This window comes from Nitrospirota bacterium, from assembly GCA_016195565.1.
Classification (GTDB): Bacteria; Nitrospirota; Thermodesulfovibrionia; order Thermodesulfovibrionales; family UBA1546; genus UBA1546.
On the sequence record JACPZK010000026.1, the window covers coordinates 26,297 to 42,463 of the forward strand.

The 16,167-nt window shown below is 42.9% G+C and carries 18 protein-coding genes; 12 read left to right on the forward strand and 6 right to left on the reverse strand.

The window, feature by feature from the left end; translation table 11 throughout:
• Window positions 1–22 precede the first annotated feature (22 nt).
• From HY035_08510 to HY035_08520, 3 genes are all read left to right on the forward strand, one after another.
• Entirely contained in the window at window positions 23–349 is a 327-nt protein-coding gene (locus HY035_08510) for a winged helix-turn-helix transcriptional regulator (GenBank protein MBI3378421.1), read from the forward strand.
• Between the two features lie 246 nt (window positions 350–595).
• Window positions 596–1,087 carry a DUF4149 domain-containing protein gene (locus HY035_08515; protein ID MBI3378422.1) on the forward strand — a complete coding sequence of 164 codons (492 nt, stop codon included), beginning with the start codon at window positions 596–598 and terminating at the stop codon, window positions 1,085–1,087.
• Window positions 1,088–1,194: 107 nt separating this feature from the next.
• A complete protein-coding gene (locus tag HY035_08520) occupies window positions 1,195–1,410 on the forward strand; it encodes a zinc ribbon domain-containing protein (GenBank protein ID MBI3378423.1) in 216 nt (71 codons plus the stop codon).
• On the opposite strand, the gene HY035_08525 is transcribed toward HY035_08520, so the two are convergent.
• Genes HY035_08525 through HY035_08540 form a run of 4 tightly spaced genes read right to left on the reverse strand, consistent with a single transcriptional unit; the run spans window position 1,407 to window position 4,060 of the window.
• Complete coding sequence (locus HY035_08525) at window positions 1,407–2,933, reverse strand: RDD family protein (protein MBI3378424.1); 1,527 nt, start codon at window positions 2,931–2,933, stop codon at window positions 1,407–1,409. The genes HY035_08520 and HY035_08525 overlap by 4 nt on opposite strands.
• 45 nt (window positions 2,934–2,978) lie before the next feature.
• Window positions 2,979–3,401 (reverse strand): hypothetical protein, encoded by a 423-nt coding sequence (locus tag HY035_08530; protein MBI3378425.1) that lies wholly within the window; start codon window positions 3,399–3,401, stop codon window positions 2,979–2,981.
• A 17-nt stretch (window positions 3,402–3,418) separates the two neighbouring features.
• The gene (locus HY035_08535) at window positions 3,419–3,856 is read right to left on the reverse strand and encodes a DUF721 domain-containing protein (protein MBI3378426.1); all 438 of its coding nucleotides are present in this window, start codon (window positions 3,854–3,856) and stop codon (window positions 3,419–3,421) included.
• 15 nt (window positions 3,857–3,871) lie between these two features.
• On the reverse strand, window positions 3,872–4,060 hold the full coding sequence (locus tag HY035_08540; GenBank protein MBI3378427.1) for a 50S ribosomal protein L28: 189 nt from the start codon (window positions 4,058–4,060) through the stop codon (window positions 3,872–3,874).
• Window positions 4,061–4,192: 132 nt separating this feature from the next.
• On the opposite strand from HY035_08540, the gene infB reads away from it, so the two are divergent.
• The 5 genes from infB (at window position 4,193) to HY035_08565 (ending at window position 10,135) form a co-directional block, all read left to right on the forward strand.
• Window positions 4,193–6,655: a translation initiation factor IF-2 gene (gene infB, locus HY035_08545; GenBank protein ID MBI3378428.1), complete on the forward strand. Its 2,463-nt coding sequence runs from the start codon at window positions 4,193–4,195 to the stop codon at window positions 6,653–6,655.
• A 106-nt stretch (window positions 6,656–6,761) separates the two neighbouring features.
• On the forward strand, window positions 6,762–7,109 hold the full coding sequence (gene rbfA / locus HY035_08550) for a 30S ribosome-binding factor RbfA (GenBank protein MBI3378429.1): 348 nt from the start codon (window positions 6,762–6,764) through the stop codon (window positions 7,107–7,109).
• A gap of 9 nt (window positions 7,110–7,118) precedes the next feature.
• Window positions 7,119–8,087, forward strand: a complete 969-nt coding sequence (locus HY035_08555; protein MBI3378430.1) for a bifunctional oligoribonuclease/PAP phosphatase NrnA — start codon at window positions 7,119–7,121, stop codon at window positions 8,085–8,087.
• Window positions 8,088–8,306: 219 nt separating this feature from the next.
• Entirely contained in the window at window positions 8,307–9,095 is a 789-nt protein-coding gene (locus tag HY035_08560; protein ID MBI3378431.1) for a hypothetical protein, read from the forward strand.
• Window positions 9,092–10,135 carry a L,D-transpeptidase family protein gene (locus HY035_08565; protein MBI3378432.1) on the forward strand — a complete coding sequence of 348 codons (1,044 nt, stop codon included), beginning with the start codon at window positions 9,092–9,094 and terminating at the stop codon, window positions 10,133–10,135. The genes HY035_08560 and HY035_08565 overlap by 4 nt, the downstream gene beginning before the upstream one ends.
• A gap of 5 nt (window positions 10,136–10,140) precedes the next feature.
• On the opposite strand, the gene HY035_08570 is transcribed toward HY035_08565, so the two are convergent.
• Window positions 10,141–10,362, reverse strand: a complete 222-nt coding sequence (locus HY035_08570; GenBank protein ID MBI3378433.1) for a DUF167 domain-containing protein — start codon at window positions 10,360–10,362, stop codon at window positions 10,141–10,143.
• Between the two features lie 182 nt (window positions 10,363–10,544).
• On the opposite strand from HY035_08570, the gene HY035_08575 reads away from it, so the two are divergent.
• From HY035_08575 to HY035_08585, 3 genes are all read left to right on the forward strand, one after another.
• A complete protein-coding gene (locus tag HY035_08575; GenBank protein MBI3378434.1) occupies window positions 10,545–10,943 on the forward strand; it encodes a hypothetical protein in 399 nt (132 codons plus the stop codon).
• A gap of 242 nt (window positions 10,944–11,185) precedes the next feature.
• Window positions 11,186–11,470: a BrnT family toxin gene (locus HY035_08580; protein MBI3378435.1), complete on the forward strand. Its 285-nt coding sequence runs from the start codon at window positions 11,186–11,188 to the stop codon at window positions 11,468–11,470.
• The gene (locus tag HY035_08585; protein ID MBI3378436.1) at window positions 11,460–11,738 is read left to right on the forward strand and encodes an antitoxin; all 279 of its coding nucleotides are present in this window, start codon (window positions 11,460–11,462) and stop codon (window positions 11,736–11,738) included. Before HY035_08580 ends, HY035_08585 begins: the two co-directional genes overlap by 11 nt.
• Before the next feature lie 20 nt (window positions 11,739–11,758).
• Here the strand turns inward: HY035_08585 and HY035_08590 are convergent, their stop codons facing one another.
• Window positions 11,759–14,041, reverse strand: a complete 2,283-nt coding sequence (locus HY035_08590) for a GspE/PulE family protein (GenBank protein MBI3378437.1) — start codon at window positions 14,039–14,041, stop codon at window positions 11,759–11,761.
• Window positions 14,042–14,144: 103 nt separating this feature from the next.
• Between HY035_08590 and mutL the strand changes: the two genes are divergently transcribed.
• On the forward strand, window positions 14,145–15,815 hold the full coding sequence (mutL, locus tag HY035_08595; GenBank protein MBI3378438.1) for a DNA mismatch repair endonuclease MutL: 1,671 nt from the start codon (window positions 14,145–14,147) through the stop codon (window positions 15,813–15,815).
• Window positions 15,816–16,167 lie beyond the last annotated feature (352 nt).

The window sequence follows — 16,167 nt, forward strand, 5'->3', positions numbered from 1 at the left end:
TACTTAATCAAAAGAGGCGGTCGTGAAGGAATCGGCGGAATTATTTAAACTACTTTCGGTTGATAAGAGAATAGAAATCGTTGAGCTTTTGAAAAAGAAGCCTATGAGCGTTAACGCTTTGGCTGGGGCGCTGGGGATAACACAATCGGCAGTGTCACAGCATCTGCGCGTGCTTAAAAGCGCGGGGCTTGTAAAGGATGAAAGGCAGGGGTATTGGATATATTATTCTTTAATGCGCGATGCCCTTGAAAAGTGCAGACAGAGGCTTAATCGCATTTGCACATGCAGCTGTTTAGGCGGGCAGGTAAGCATGGAGAGAATAAACAAGAAGATTTCAAAAACAAAATAAGGGAAAATTTTTTACCCTTATTTATAAGTTCATGAGCAATAACTTAATCAGAAAGGAGGTGATTAACCATGGCAAAAGACATCAAAGAAAAGCCTGCTGAAAAGAAGCCCGAAGTGAAGAGTGAGACAAAGAGTTCCTGTGGTTGCGGTTGCATTCCGCCCATGAAGACGAAGTAGTAAATTTTTTGTGAGGACGGATTGAAAAAATCAATTCGCCCTCACTCTTTAAACCCAAACGGAGGACAAAATGAGAGAGATAATATTAGCGGTTTCTTATTGGCTGCATCTCATCGCAACAGTTATATGGATTGGAGGAATTGCTTTCATCCTCTTTATTGCAATACCTTCAGCAAAGCAAGTTTTAGGGGCAGACGCAGGCAAGCTGATGGGTGAAATCTCAAAAAGATTTACTCCCATAGCGAACTACAGCATCATTTTTATAGTTGTCACAGGGGCTGCATTAACAGGTTTTAACAAGCAGTTTTCCGGGATTGGAAATTTTGGAAACAGTTGGTCTTTGACTTTAATCATGAAGCATGTCTTGGTGTTTGTGATGGTTGCTGTCCATTTTTATAGAGGCTTGGTATTAGCTCCTAAAATTGCAAGAACAGAAACCGTCTCCCAAAAAACGTCATTGCAGAAATTGTCCTTGAATTTGGTCAAAGTGAATTTTTGCCTTGGGGTAATGGTTCTGCTGCTCAGCGGCATTATGTCTGTTCTCTTTAGGTATAACACTTAAATTTTAATGATTTTGCCGAATTATTAGCCAATTTTTCCGGGAAATTTTGCTTGAACAGCTGCTTATATTTTGCGAATTCGGTTTTGGACAGCGTGTTATAATATTTTATGCCTATTTATGAATATAAATGCACAAAATGCGAAGAGGATTTTGAAAGGCTTGTGTTTGGAAGCCAGAAGGTCACATGCCCGAAATGCAATTCCTCAGAGATAAAAAAGAAGATGTCCATATTCGGAATGAGCGGAGTTGAAAAGCCGTTCGCAGGCTCATCGTCGGCAAACTGTTCCTCCTGCACCAAAGCAACCTGCACCAGCTGCCATTAAGACTTTCTCTCCCTCACAACCACTGTCCCTGCAACAATATCTCCGAGACGCTGCCACTTGAGTGTGCCTGTCATTGATATTAATCCGACAAGGTAATAAAAGAAATTATCAGCGATACGCAAAATATTGCGCAGAAATCCTGAGAGAAGCCCGCATTTTGTGAAATCATCTTTCAGAACAATAATCCCACAGAGCTTTTTACCAAGAGTTTTTCCGTAAATGCCTTCAAGCAGCCAGTGATAAATAAGATTCCCGAGTATGAGATAGCCGAATGCCAGAAATCCGAGCATAAATAGCTTAAGGGGATGAAACTGAAAGTCTGAGCCAAAGAAATAGAGGCTAAAGAACACAGCAGGAGGAAGCATTATAATTATTGAGTCAAGGGTTTTTGCAAGGAAACGCCTGAAGAGGCTTGCAAACTCATACTGTCTTAAGTCCGTTTCCCATGTCCTGAGCTTAAACCTGTTAATGAACAGTGAAAGAAGATAAACGAATACAAAGAATATAAGATTTCCAAAAATTATCAGCAGGGCAATCTTCCATGCAAACCCTTTTTGCGAGAGGCCGCTTTTAAATTTTACAGGATTAACTGCTTTGTTGTTTTCGATTGCGTAAAGAGTTTCGGAAAAGAAACCGCGCACAAGGAGGAGAGGTTTTCCTTTAAATATTGCAGGAGTCCAGTCAACGAATAAACCGCTGATGCCGAGTTCCCCAGCTTCGTTCCACTTGCTGTTCTCGAATGTTGCCAATGAAATCACCGGCGCCTCAGCGCCCTCGCTGAAAAAATATATTCTTTTATCATCAGCTATTGCTTTTATCCTTCCATGATGTTCAGATGGTTCTGAGACATTCCATGCACTTCCGTCATAAGAGGCAAAATAACAAAGGTTTTTTGATGTCCAGAATAGATAAAGCCTGTCCTCAAACAAAACAAGATTTACCGAGCTTGTGCATATTTCTTTATCTTCTGCATACTTGGCAGGCAGAGGCAGAGGAGATACCGCATCCCCTTTTATCCGGTTTAATATCTTATTATCCTTCTTTCCACTTAACACCCAGATGCCTTCAGCATTTGCTGCTGCCTTCGGATTTTTTCCGACGGCGTCTGTTTTTGTCTCTGTCCACTGAGCGCCGTCAAAAGTCCTGAAAAAACCTTTACCGAAGAAATAGATTTTATTGCCGGATTGAGCATAGGAATAAAAAGGCTTTATTACCTGAATGGCAGAGATGTTATTGTTTTCAAGGATGCCGAGCATGAATTTTTCATCGGGCTGTTTCTTGCTCTCAAATGAGACGCCGCTCAAATCAACTTCTTTTGAAATTACATACAGTTTCTCATTGAGAGGGACAATCTCCCTTGAAAGCGAGGGGAAAGGCATCATGCCGAATAGCAGTCCCGGCTTGAGAAACATGAGGGCAAACATCAGCGCATATATAAAGGCAAAAAGCAGGATACCGATTGCAGCAACGCCGATTGCAAGTTTTACGTTTTTTTTCTTTTCCTTCTCAAGGTCAACCGGCATCTGAGAAGAGTTTATCATAAAAGAAAAGACATCGCTACGGCTTTTTTACTCAGGCTGGCGGAACGGGCTTGCCCTGAGAATGCGGCTTAGTTTCAAAGGGCTCCCTTCAAATATGAATAGTGCAGTGCCGCGCTCCTCTGCTGTCTGCCCTCCTACAACCCATTTCCCGTTCCATGCTATTTTCATGGATACAGATGTTTTCTCTATCTCAACCCATTTGGAAGAAAATGTAAGCTCTGCCTTATCAAAGCTCTTTATTGCGCCGAGAAGCTCTCTGTAGCCTTCTTTTGTTGTGTTCTTTTCAATAACTGCAAGGTCTTTTTTCAGGTAAGCTTCCTTGATTTCTTCTGCTAAGGCGATTGCCTCCTGAGCTATTTTTGATTCGTCGGTAACTTTTTTAACTTCTTTTTTCCCGCAGGATAAAAGTGGAAATACTGCAATTAATAATAAGATTAGCGCCTTTTTCATATTACCTCCGGGTGTTCTCACGGCCTTTTGAAACTAATTGATTTTTCTATTGCCTTTTTAATTCCGTTTCTTAATTCTTCATCATGTATCGGGGATACAGTTTTTTCTATGTAAGAACGGTCGTCCGCTGTGATTGGCTTGTGGAGGATTTCCTCCCCCTTTTTTTCTTTTTCCCATGGCGTGACCTTTCCCAGCCTGAGACGGACTGCTTTTACTCCAAAGCCCTGAAGTTTATCAGCCATTTTATCTTTAAAAAAACTGAGCTGCTGCATCCACATGGGTGAATCTACATTAATGAGCAGTTCTCCCTCTTTCAGCATTGCAGGAAACATGTGAAGAGAGACAGGATTTTCAAAAATATCCGGCCACCCTGTCTTTATGCGCCCCAGTTTTACGGCGTCTTCCAGCTTAAGATTCTTAATAAGGGGAGCAAGCAGAGAATCAGCCCTTTTCACTTTACGAGTCCACGGCTAAACAGCCTTCTTGACTTTACCTGAGCGCAGGCACCGCGTGCAGACATATTCTCTCTTTGTGCCGTGAGATGTTACTATCTTTGCCCTCTGCAGATTCGGAAGTATCTGCCGCTTCGTTCTATTGTTTGCATGGCTTACGTTATTGCCTATTGTCCTTGTCTTTCCACATACAAAACAGCTTGCCAACGTTTTTCCTCCTTTCAAGAGTCATTGCATGAAATTGCTTTAAAAAGGTTTTTTATGATAACATTTTAAGACCAATGTTACAAGCCTGTTATCAAGGGGGCTTAGTCCAGGGGGAAGAGGCAGATAAGCTAAATGTCCAAATTAAGAGTCCATGAACTTGCCAAAAAACTTGGCGTTGACAATAAAGAGATATTAAAAGCGCTTTCAGACCTTGGGGTTAAAGGCAAGACGCATTCCTCAACAATAGAGGTCGAATTTGCTGAAAAAATAGAAAAACTGCTGAAGAAAAAGACAGCGCCGGCAGTTAAACCTAAAAAGACAGTTGCAAAGCCGGAAAAAAAGAAACCTGCCGAAGAAAAAAAACCTGAGGAGAAAAAACCTAAACCGGCAAAGGCTGCGCGGCCTGTAAAGAAACCTGTTGAGCCGGCAGCAGAGCCAAAGGCCAAGCCTGTCGCAGAGGCTAAAAAACCTGTCCAGCCAATAGTCCAGCCGGAGAAGATAAAAGAACCTATAAAGCCGATAGAAGAAAAAAAACAGCCCAAGGAGATAAAACTCCCGGAGGAAAAACCACTGCCTGTTGAGGAAGCGCTGTCTGCAGAGACCGCTGTGCCTCTGCCCGAGGAAGAGGTTGTGCAAAAAGTTCCCGACAGATTCAAGAAAGAACTGGAAACTGAAAAAGAAGAAAAATTCAAGGCAAAACCGCAGATGCAGAGGGCCTTTCAGGCGATAAGAAAAATAGAGACGAAGAAATGGCATGACCCCAAACAGTTTAAAAGGACCGGTAAAGATAGATTCATCCAGAGAGAAGAACAAAAACCGCAGTTACAGCCTGGCATAGCGCGGAAAAAAACATTAAAACTGCGTGAAGGAATGACAGTAAAAGAATTTGCAGAACTCATAAGCATAAAAGTATCCGATGTCATGAAAAAATTTATGGAATTGGGACATATGACTACAATAAATGAGCCTGTGGACATAGACGCTGCCATGCTCATCGCAGAGAGCGTTGGGATAAAGCTTGAAGTAATGGCTGTAGAAGAGGAATTAATTGCAGAAGAGGAAGCAGAGGATTTATCCAGGCTTAGCCTTAGGCCGCCCGTAGTCACGATAATGGGGCATGTGGACCACGGCAAAACCTCTTTGCTTGATGCGATAAGAGAGACAAAGGTTACAGAAACAGAGGCAGGCGGAATAACACAGCATATCGGAGCATACAAAGTTAAGCTTAAAGGAAAAGATATAGTATTTATTGATACACCCGGACATGAGGCGTTCACTGCCTTACGGGCCAGGGGTGCAAAGGTTACGGACGTAGTTGTGCTTGTTGTCGGCGCGGATGACGGAGTAATGCCGCAGACCATTGAGGCGATAGACCACGCAAGGGCTGCAAACGTACCTATTCTCGTAGCGATAAATAAAATAGATAAACCGGAGGCAAATCTCCAGAAGGTTAGAACCGAACTTGCAGAGCGCGGAATACTCTCCGAAGAATGGGGAGGCCAGAACATATTTGTTGAGGTATCTGCCAAGAAGCGCATTGGCATTGAACATCTCCTTGAGATGATACTGCTTCAGGCAGAGGTAATGGAGCTCAGGGCAAACTCTGACAAATTGGCGAAGGGGACAATCATAGAGGCAAAACTTGATAGAGGAAGAGGCCCTGTTGCGACCGTGCTTGTTCAGGCAGGCACCCTTAAGATTGGAGATATTTTCCTTGCAGGCACAAGCGTGGGAAGAGTAAGGGCTTTGATAGATGACATAGGAAAACGCATTCAAACCGCAGGCCCTTCAACACCTGTTGAGGTCATAGGCTTTCCTGAGGTTCCTACAGCAGGAGCTGTATTTACTGCAGTGGAAGATGAAAAGCGTGCAAGGCAGATTGCGCTTACACGGCTGCAGAAGGAAAGACAGGCAGAAATGGCAAAGAGAAGAAAGCTTACACTGGATGATCTCTATGCGAAGATAAAAGAAGGAGAAGTTAAAGATCTTAATATGATAATAAAGGGGGATGTTCAGGGCTCTGTGGAAGCCACACGTGACGCCCTGGAGCGCATCACTCATCCGCAGGTTAAGGTTAAGGTCATACATACGGCAGTGGGCGGGATTAATGAATCAGATGTTATGCTGGCTGCGGCCTCAAATGCCATTATAATAGGGTTCAATGTAAGGCCTGAAATAAAGGCATCTCAGACAGCAGAGAAGGAAGGCGTTGACATAAGGCTTTACAATATCATCTATGAAGCCATAGAAGATGTGAAAAAAGCGCTTGAAGGACTGCTTGAGCCCACTCTCAAGGAAAAGATTCTCGGCAGGGCAGAGGTGAGGCAGACATTCCAAGTATCAAGAATCGGGACAATAGCAGGCTGTTATGTTATTGACGGCGCTGTCAGCCGTGCAAGCGACGGGGTCAGGATTATCAGAGACAATATCGTTGTTTATGAAGGCAAGCTCTCATCCTTAAAAAGATTCAAGGATGACGTCAGGGAAGTCCAGACAGGATATGAATGCGGCATCACAATAGAGAATTACAATGACATGAAGGTTGGAGACATCATTGAAAATTATGTCATTGAGAAGGTAGCAGGGAAACTGTAAAAACAAGTTAGAAGTTAAGAGTTGAGAATTAAAAATTAAGGAAAATTTTACAACTCTTGTCCGTATAACTTTCAACTTTTAACTTTTAATTTCTAACTTTAAGACTATGCTTCCATACAAACGCTCACAGAGAGTCAGCGATCTTATCAGAGAAGAAATCGCTGATATCATAATGAATAAAGTGAAAGACCCCAGGCTGGGTTTTGTCACAGTCACGGGAGCAAAGATAACAGAAGACCTGAAAATAGCGACAATTTATCTAAGTATCCTGAAGGAAGAGGAAAAAGAAACAACTCTGGAGATGCTTAATTCAGCAAAAGGTTTTATCCGCGCAGAGCTGGCAAAAAGGCTCAAGATGAAGTTTATCCCTTCGCTTATATTCAGAATAGACGAATCCCTTGAATACGGGGTCAGGATTGAAAAACTTCTGAGGGAGATAAAAAAGGAGGATTAAACCATAAAGATGTCTCGTCCTAATAAAATGATCCCTCCGAAAGAACTGCTCCATTTTTTAAAGAAAGAAAATAATTTTGTAATCGCAGCGCACATAAGCCCTGACGGCGATGCGCTTGGTTCTTCCATTGCGCTTTCAATGGCGCTTGAATCCCTCGGAAAAAAAACAATAGTCTATGACAAAGATACGGTGCCTGAATTTTATAAATTTCTTCCCGGTCATGAGAAATTCACAAGCTCACTCTCAACTTTTAACTCTCAACTTTTAACTCTGATTTTAATTGACTGCAATGATGCTGAGCGCGCAGGGATAGGAAAGCTGCAATTTACTTCCTCGGCAGTCATAGACCACCACGAAACAGCAAGGGACTTCGGCGATATAAAGTGGATAGACCCAAAGTCGCCTGCAACCGGGCTGATGATTTTTTATTTGATAAAAGAATTGGGCGTAACTGTAACAAAAGAGATTGCCGCAAACCTTTATACTGCCATTGCTATTGATACAGGCACTTTCAGGTACAGCAATACTACGCCTGCTGTTTTGCGGGTGTCGGCAGAACTGATTGAAGCCGGAGCAGACCCGTCATATATCGCTGAAAACATCTATGAGACATGGACAGACAGCAGGTTCAGGCTTCTCCTTAAGGTTCTTAACACGCTGGAGATATACAATGATATTGCAATCACTCATGTTACGCTTGAGATGTTCAGGGAAACAGGCGCTGCAATCTCAGATACGGAAACTTTTCCGGGATTTCCAAGGAAGCTGAGGTCCATAAAAATTTCCGCCCTTTTCAGGGAGATAGAGAATAACCACTATAAGATAAGCCTCCGCTCAAAAGGAAGGGATGTAAATGTCGCAAAAATAGCCGAGATGTTCGGGGGAGGCGGCCACAGCAATGCAGCTGGATACAGGATACGCGCAGACTTTAAGGCGGCAAAAGAGGCGCTTTTGAAGGTAGTAAAAGAGGTTGTATAGGATAGAGACAGATACCCAACCCCTCTCGCTTTCTGCATAGAATTTTTGACAAATCTAAGGCTTGTCTTTGCTGTCATTGCGAGAACCCGAAGGGTTCGTGGCAATCTTTCTGCAAAAGCTTGAGATTGCTTCGTTTCACTCGCAATGACAATTTCTAAATCGGGATTTGGGTCAAAGTTAAATGTTGCCTATCCCTGAATCTTAGCGTAAAATATTTTTGTGAAGATAGAATTGTTAAGGAATATAGGCAGGCAGCTTCTGAAAGAAATTCCCCTGTTAAAACAAAAACCCCTTACGCAGACAGCCCTCGGAGTCGGCGCCTCAGGAGATAAGACTTTCCCGATAGATAAAAGGGCTGAGGATATTATCATCTCAGGGCTTGAGGCATCAGGAGAGCCTTTAACCCTTGTCTCAGAGGAAGCAGGCATCCGTGAGATAAAAGGCGGCGGCAGGAAAGTATTGATAGACCCTATTGACGGCAGCAAGAATGCAATAGCGGGAATCCCGTTTTATTGCACATCTATTGCAGTTGCCGGCGGCAGCACAATCGGTGACATTGAGCTTTCATACATTGTGAACCTTATCAATGGAGATGAGTTCTGGGCGGAGAAAAATAAAGGCGCTTTTTTGAATGGCGAAAGGATTTCAACACAGAAAGACAGAGAGATGTACCTTGTCGCATACGAGGCGCAGTCTCCGGCAAGGGATATACAGGGGATAATGCCACTGCTCTCAAAGTCAAGGAAAACCCGGTGCCTTGGAGCAACAGCTCTGGACCTTGCATATCTTGCCAGCGGTTCAATCAGTATATTTGCGAACCCTTCGTTTTCACGGAGCTTTGATTTCGGAGGAGGCTGGCTGTTGGTCAAAGAGGCTGGCGGAATATTTACGGATATAAAAGGCAATCCCATTGAGACAGCGGAAATTAGTCTTAAAAAAAGTACATCTCTGCTTGCATCAGGAAACGAAGAACTGCACAAGGAGGCATTGAGGTTATTAGCGCAATGAGAAATCTGCCGATAGACTGGATTGGTTTTCGCTTTTTGCAGAGATTTTTCTGTCGTTCTAAGGCTAATTCCGCTACAGCCGCAAAACTCGTTCCGAAAGCTTTCGGAACTCAAACAGTTGCGGCTGTTAACGCTCCATTAGCCAAGAACGTCAACGAAAAATCTCTAATGCCGCTCAAACCAACCCAGTCTATCGTTTGTGTAGCGTTCTTTTTATTATTCCCTGCGTTGCTTTGCGCTAATGAAGGCATAATTGAAAAGGATATAACTTATACTGTTGTAAAAGGCGATTATGGAGGGGTGATTGAAGGCAAACTCGGGCTTGAGTGGAGCCACATTGCCTCAAGCAATCAAATCAAATACGATGCTCCGCTTGAAGTGGGGCAGAAATTAAATATAAAGTTCAGGCGGATTATTCCGCCCCGTATTGACAATGGCATAATCATAAATATACCCGACAGAACGCTTTACAGATTTTCTGAAGGAAAGCTTAAGGATTATTATTTCATTGCGGCAGGCAAACCCACCTGGCAGACGCCGCTCGGCGAATTTACCATAAAGAGCAAGGCAAAAGATCCGACATGGTATGTTCCTCCGTCCATCCAGAAGGAGATGGAAGATAATGGGCAGGATGTTATTGTAGAGATACCGCCGGGCCCTGAAAATCCCATCGGGAAATACTGGCTTCAGCTTTCGCTTGAAGGCATAGGGCTTCACGGAACAAACTCACCCCATAGCATTTACAAATTCAGGAGTCACGGCTGTATGAGGCTCAGGCCCGAGGTCGCAGAGTTCTTGTTTAATGATGTAATTGCCGGCACAAAAGGGATAGTCATGTATGAGACTGTAAAGGCGGCAAAGACCTCTGACAACAGGATTGTGATTGAGGTTTATAAAGATTTTTATAAAAGGCGTGTAAATTATGATGAAAAAATAAAGGAAAAGCTTAAAGAACTCAATGCGCTTGAAAAGGTTGACTGGAATAAAATCAAAGAGGCGATAGAGAAAAAAGACGGGCTTGTATGGGATGTGAGTTTATGAGCAGCCTATATATCAATTTCTATCACCTTCTCCTTTGACTTCTCGCCCCTGAGTATCTTCACGCTGCTTTTTCTTACCTTAAAATGTTCTGCCATGACTTCAGCCACAACCTTATTTGCCTTTCCGTCAACAGGAGGGGCGTTTACATAGACCTTCAGCGTTCCCTCTCCTTCAACAACCGCGTTTCTCTTTGCATTTGTGATTACCTTTATCTTCAGTTTTTTCATCGGGAATCCTTATCTTTGTCATATTACCACATAATACGTAATGCCCTCAAAGGCTGCACACTGATTTTCTTGCTTTTTTATCTTTCTTAATGCGTTGTCTTGTGCTATATTGTTTTAAATTGTCGGAAAAAGCGAAGGGTCGGATATTGATTGTTACAGCTCAAAATTATTAAGGACATAAAATGAACAAGGAAGGACATAAATTGAACGAGAAAATTTATACTATTCTTGACGATATGCGTCTCTGTGTTGGTAAAGATAAAATTCCTATTGCCGATTGTGATAAACAAATTTACCTCTCAATCAAATCTTCCGAGCTTCTTGTTCTTCTTGCGGAAGAAAATGAAAAGTCCGCCAAAAAAATCGAAAAACTGACAAAGACACTTACTACCCTTACTTGGGTTATAGTTGCCCTTACAGCATTCTTGGTTTTGTCGGTCTTTTTTGAATTACCTAAGAAGACTATACAGGTCACTCAAAATCCAAGCCTCCGCGCAGAACAGACAAAGAAATCCGGCAACAACACCAAAATACAAGCACTTTCCGAAAATAGTCAGAGCGTTCCAAATGTCAGCAAATGAATTCATAAATAAAACCTCAACTGTAACAAATTACTCAACCAGACGGGCAGAAGAAATAAATAGGGACACATAAGAAATAAATAGGTAAGAAATAAATAGAGGAAGAAATCACATAATAAATAGGGACACATCACATTTTCTTGACGATGCTAATTGCCCCTGCGCCTTAGTGCCCTCGTTTCTAAAAATTTGGTTATGCGGTTTGTTGCCAAAATGCACACATTGTGCTAATCTATTAATGGATGAAGCATATAAATTGGAATACCGAAAAGAGCCTGAAACTTAAAGAATTAAGGGGGATTTGCTTTGAGGATGTAGTTTATTATATTGAGAAAGGCGACATTTTGGATGATTACCTACACCCAAACCAGAAAAGGTATCCAGAGCAACGGATAATGGTAATCGGGATAAATAATCGTGCATACCTTATTCCTTATATCGAAGATGCAGAAGAAATATTTTTGAAAACCATTATCCCCAGTAGAAAGGCGACAGACATTTATTTTGGAGGTGAAAATGAAAGCTAAATTAACCAAAGAAGAACAGGAGATATTGGACAGTTTTGAAAAAGGCGAATGGGTTCCGGTCAAGAATCTTGCAAAAAGAAAAGCCGAACTGATGAGCTATGCAAGAAATACTTTAAAGAAAGATAAAAGACTAAACATAAGAATTTCCGAAAAAGACCTGAATGAACTGCAAAAAAAGGCAATAAGCGAAGGACTGCCTTATCAGACGTATGTTTCAAGCATAATTCATAAATTTGTCAGCGGCAGACTAAGAGAGGCAAAGAATTAAGCCTATCCATAGAAAGCAGCCTACTGTATGCACACGCTTCTGACCTGCTTATAGGTTGTGAGGCCGGAAAATACCTTTGATATACCGTCCTGATAAAGGGTTCTCATGCCGTCTTTAATTGCCTGCTGCCGTATCTCTTCCACAGTGCCTCGCTTTGCAATAACCCTCTTTATATCTTTTGTTCCTATTAACAATTCGTATACGCCGGCTCTGCCTTTATAACCTGAGTGGTTGCACTCATCGCAGCCCTTTGGCTTATAAAGAGCAAGCTTATCATCATATGCTATTCCAAGTTGAGGGAACTGCTCGCCGTAAGATTTTGACAGAGATTCAAACTCTTCCCTCTCAGGGTGATAAAGTTCTTTGCATTTCTTGCACAGGGTTCGTACAAGCCGCTGTGCCAGTATGCCTAAAATAGAATCCGCAAAGTTAAGGGGGTCTATGCCCATATCAATAAGACGAGTAATTGTTTCAGGCGCGCTGTTGGTGTGAAGCGTGGAAAGGACCAGATGCCCTGTAAGTGACGCCTCTATGCCGATATGCGCTGTCTCGCGGTCTCTCATCTCGCCGACCATAATCACATCAGGATTAGCCCTTAAAAAGGAGCGCATCGCCCTTGCAAAATCAAATTCTATCTTGGGCTTTACCTCAACCTGACGGAGACCTTCCTGCGTTATTTCAACAGGGTCTTCAGCAGTCCATATCTTTTTCTCAGGCGTGTTTATATAGGCCAGGGCTGCATGAAGAGTTGTAGTCTTTCCTGAACCTGTGGGGCCTACAGCAAGAATGATGCCGTAGGGACGGCTGATTATTTCTTTTAAGTTCGTATAGTCTGACTCTGAAAGGTACAAAGCCTCCAACGGCATCGCCTCAGCTGAGGCAAGAATCCTCAGAACCACATCTTCTCCTGCTACCGTAGGCAGTGTAGCCACGCGCAGTTCAACAGGCTTGTTCTTGTAAATGAATTTAATCTTGCCGTCCTGAGGCAGTCTTCTTTCCGCGATATCAAGGCTCGCCATTATCTTTATCCTTGACACAACAGGACTGGAATAGGTTAGAGGTATCTCAAGATGTCTCATGCATACCCCGTCCACTCTGTAGCGGACAAAGGTTTTCTTTGCGATCTTGCTCGGCTCGATATGAATGTCCGAAGCCCCTTTCTCGTAGGCGTCAATAATTATCTGGTTCACAAGGCGCACTATGGTATTGGACTGTTCGTCGTACTCCGATTCTATAGCAACTATTTCATCCTCATCCTCTTTTTTGACGTCTATCTCTGCGAGGATGTCTGACATTGAACCCGCGGCGCCGAAGTCAAATTCAGGAGCTTCAAGGAATTTAATTATGTCATCCCTTAAAGCAACCTGAAATTCATACTCATTTGCCTTGATAAGGTTTTTTACATCAAGCGCCTTGGCGTCTCTTGGATTATCTATCAGGATGACTGCTTTCCTGTCCGAGAGCGATAAAGGAACCCAGTAGGATTTTTTAAGATAGGCGACATTAAGGCCCTTAAGCAATTCTCTCTGAATAAATACGCTGGGGCTGTATTCAATAAATTTGCATTTGTAGTACATGCCGAGGGACATTCCTATGTCTGATTTTTTGACCTTATAATTTTCCATAAGGACTGTTTCAATGTCTTTTTTCTGCTCCCGCGCAAGCGCAGTAGCTGCTTTCAGCTCTTCATCTGTAATAATATTGTGGCTTATCAGGTAGTCAAAGCGTGTGTGAAGCATCTTTGACTGATTCCTGAAGGCAATGCCGAGCACGCGCGCCATTTCCTCAACGCTCTTTTCGTCAACTTTAGTAAATCTCGGCTGGCTCTTTTTGTTAATTAACTGTATGACGCCAAGGATTTTATTTTCAAAGAGTATCGGAGCAGTAAGAATCTGTTTTGTGCTGTAGCCTGTTTTCTGGTCCCAGCTGCTGTCAAATTTCAGGTTCGGGTCTATGGCAAATAGTTCTTTTGTGTCATGTACGTCTCCGATATTTACCATTTTTAAGTCATGCGCTGTGTATCCTGCAATACTGGCATGAGATATGGGAAGCAGTATTTCCTTGATGGCAGAACCTACGAGGTACTTTGAGACAAGCTGCCGCTTTACGGGGTCTATGAGGTATATGGTAACTCCTTCGGCGTCAAATAGGCCTAAGATGTCATTTTTAAGCTGGAACAGAATCTCGTTAACATTGTTGGCAGCGTGTATCCTGTTCGTTACAAATTTCAGCTTTTCAGTGAACTGGAGCTGTTTCTCCAGTATCTGAATCTTATATGTCTCGCCGGTTTTTTCAGCAGCCATGTTGCCTCCTGCCTTATTATCATATCTCTATTACAGGATAGTTTCAACCGTAATTTATGGGGTTCCCTATTGCCAAATCCTTTGCCTGACTTTAAAATGTCTTATGCCTGATATAAAGGTTCTTCCTGTTGACTTAAGAAATAAAATCGCTGCCGGAGAGGTTGTTGAACGGCCTGCCTCTGTTGTGAAGGAACTCATAGAAAACGCAATTGACGCTAAAAGCACAGAGATAAATATAGAAGCGCTTTACGGAGGCAAGAGGCTAATCAGGGTTTTGGACAACGGCACAGGCATGGATGAAGAAGACGCGCGTTTGTGTTTTGAGCGCCATGCCACAAGCAAGATCAGCAGTGATGCGGATCTGTTCAATATTACGACAATGGGGTTTCGCGGAGAAGCGCTTCCTTCAATAGCTTCCGTTGCAGGGATAAAACTTATTACAGGCTTAAAAGGCGCTGATTCCGGAATATCAGTAGAAATCGCCGGAGGAGAAATAAAAGAGATAAAAGCATCCCCTTTTTCAGGCACGTCTGTTGAGGTGAAGGATTTATTCTTCAACACGCCTGCGAGAAAAAAATTCCTGAAGACAAACAGCACAGAGCTTTTTCATATCATTGATACTGTAACAAAGGAAGCCCTCTCGCATTATGAGATTGGATTCAGGCTTTTGACTGAAAATCAGGAAACCATGATTTTCCCAAAGGCGTCAGGACTCAGGGAAAGGCTGATGCAGGTATACGGCGATGAATTTGTAAACGGGCTGATAGAGGTTCATAAAGAAGAGGGCAAGGGGCTTATAAAAATAAGCGCCTTTGTCTCTGACATAGGGAATTTCAGGAACAGCAAGGCGCATCAATTCATATTCATAAATAAGCGGCCGATAAAAGATGCTTCGCTTTCCCACGCGGTATACAGCGCTTACGAAGGAATACTTCCAAAAGATAAGCACCCGGTATTTTTTCTCTTCCTGGAGCTTGACCCCCGGAAAATTGATTTTAATGTCCATCCAACAAAGAGAGAGGTCAGGTTTGAAGACAAAGAGTCTGTTTACCGGTTTGTGAATACAGGCATACGCGATGCCGTAAAAGGCGATAGGGCAGGGCATGTAAAACCATTTACAGAATCCCCATCAATGCAGTATGACTCTGCAAATTATGAAGGAACAGGTGAGGCACTGCCTTCTCATGTCTCGGAGAATCTCGAACTGCCGTATAAACCGTCGCTGCCATTTGTATATCTCGGCGATACATTCATCGCTGTTTCAGGAAGAGGAGGGCTGAGCCTTATAGACCATCACGCAGCCCATGAAAGAATACTTTACGAAAAATTTCTTAAAAAAATAAAGCTGGACTCGCATCAGATGCTTTTCCCAAGACAGGTAAATCTTTCGCATAAGGAATACATGGTTATACTTGAAAACAAAACTCTCCTATATGAGCTTGGCATTGAGATTGATGACTTCGGACATGACGCGATAATTATCCGTTCGCTTCCTGACGCGCTTGCCGGGGGTGACCTGAGAGGAATACTCTCAGATGCCGCATCAGCAATCATAGAAGGAGACAGGCCTGACAGAACTGCAAAGGAAGAGATTGCAGCAAGGATTGCCTGCCACAAATCTGTTCGCGGGAAAGAGATACTGAACCAGTCAGAGGTCTCGCAGCTTCTTTCTGACCTTGAAAACACAGAGCATCCTGACCAATGCCCTCACGGCAGGCCGACACGGATTTTCTTTTCACTGGATGATTTAAAGAGGATGTTTAAGAGGAAATAGTGCACAAAGGCTATCTTATCCTTATCCTCCATGCCCACTTGCCTTATATCAGGCACCCCGAACACGAATACTTTCTTGAAGAAAACTGGCTTTACGAGGCAATCACAGAGAGCTACATACCGCTGATTGATGTATTTGACAGGCTTCTGAACGACAATATTGATTTCAGAATTACGCTCTCTCTGAGCCCGGCGCTTGTTGAGATGTTCAATGATTCTCTTTTAAGAGAAAGGTATCTGAAATATATAAACAATCTTATCGAGCTTTCAGAAAAAGAGCTTCTCAGAAACAGAGGTGATATATCGTTTGAGCCTCTTGCAAGGATGTATAACAACAGATTCAAGAGAGTCAA

Excerpts from the sequence above, each read along its gene's own strand:
- HY035_08555 (MBI3378430.1), top strand. The coding sequence starts at position 7,119 with ATGTCTCGTCCTAATAAAATGATCCCTCCGAAAGAACTGCTCCATTTT.
- HY035_08570 (MBI3378433.1), bottom strand. The coding sequence starts at position 10,362 with ATGAAAAAACTGAAGATAAAGGTAATCACAAATGCAAAGAGAAACGCG.
- HY035_08525 (MBI3378424.1), bottom strand. The coding sequence starts at position 2,933 with ATGCCGGTTGACCTTGAGAAGGAAAAGAAAAAAAACGTAAAACTTGCA.
- mutL (MBI3378438.1), top strand. The coding sequence starts at position 14,145 with ATGCCTGATATAAAGGTTCTTCCTGTTGACTTAAGAAATAAAATCGCT.
- HY035_08530 (MBI3378425.1), bottom strand. The coding sequence starts at position 3,401 with ATGAAAAAGGCGCTAATCTTATTATTAATTGCAGTATTTCCACTTTTA.
- HY035_08590 (MBI3378437.1), bottom strand. The coding sequence starts at position 14,041 with ATGGCTGCTGAAAAAACCGGCGAGACATATAAGATTCAGATACTGGAG.
- HY035_08520 (MBI3378423.1), top strand. The coding sequence starts at position 1,195 with ATGCCTATTTATGAATATAAATGCACAAAATGCGAAGAGGATTTTGAA.
- infB (MBI3378428.1), top strand. The coding sequence starts at position 4,193 with ATGTCCAAATTAAGAGTCCATGAACTTGCCAAAAAACTTGGCGTTGAC.
- HY035_08515 (MBI3378422.1), top strand. The coding sequence starts at position 596 with ATGAGAGAGATAATATTAGCGGTTTCTTATTGGCTGCATCTCATCGCA.
- HY035_08575 (MBI3378434.1), top strand. The coding sequence starts at position 10,545 with ATGAACAAGGAAGGACATAAATTGAACGAGAAAATTTATACTATTCTT.
- HY035_08565 (MBI3378432.1), top strand. The coding sequence starts at position 9,092 with ATGAGAAATCTGCCGATAGACTGGATTGGTTTTCGCTTTTTGCAGAGA.
- HY035_08585 (MBI3378436.1), top strand. The coding sequence starts at position 11,460 with ATGAAAGCTAAATTAACCAAAGAAGAACAGGAGATATTGGACAGTTTT.
- rbfA (MBI3378429.1), top strand. The coding sequence starts at position 6,762 with ATGCTTCCATACAAACGCTCACAGAGAGTCAGCGATCTTATCAGAGAA.
- HY035_08580 (MBI3378435.1), top strand. The coding sequence starts at position 11,186 with ATGAAGCATATAAATTGGAATACCGAAAAGAGCCTGAAACTTAAAGAA.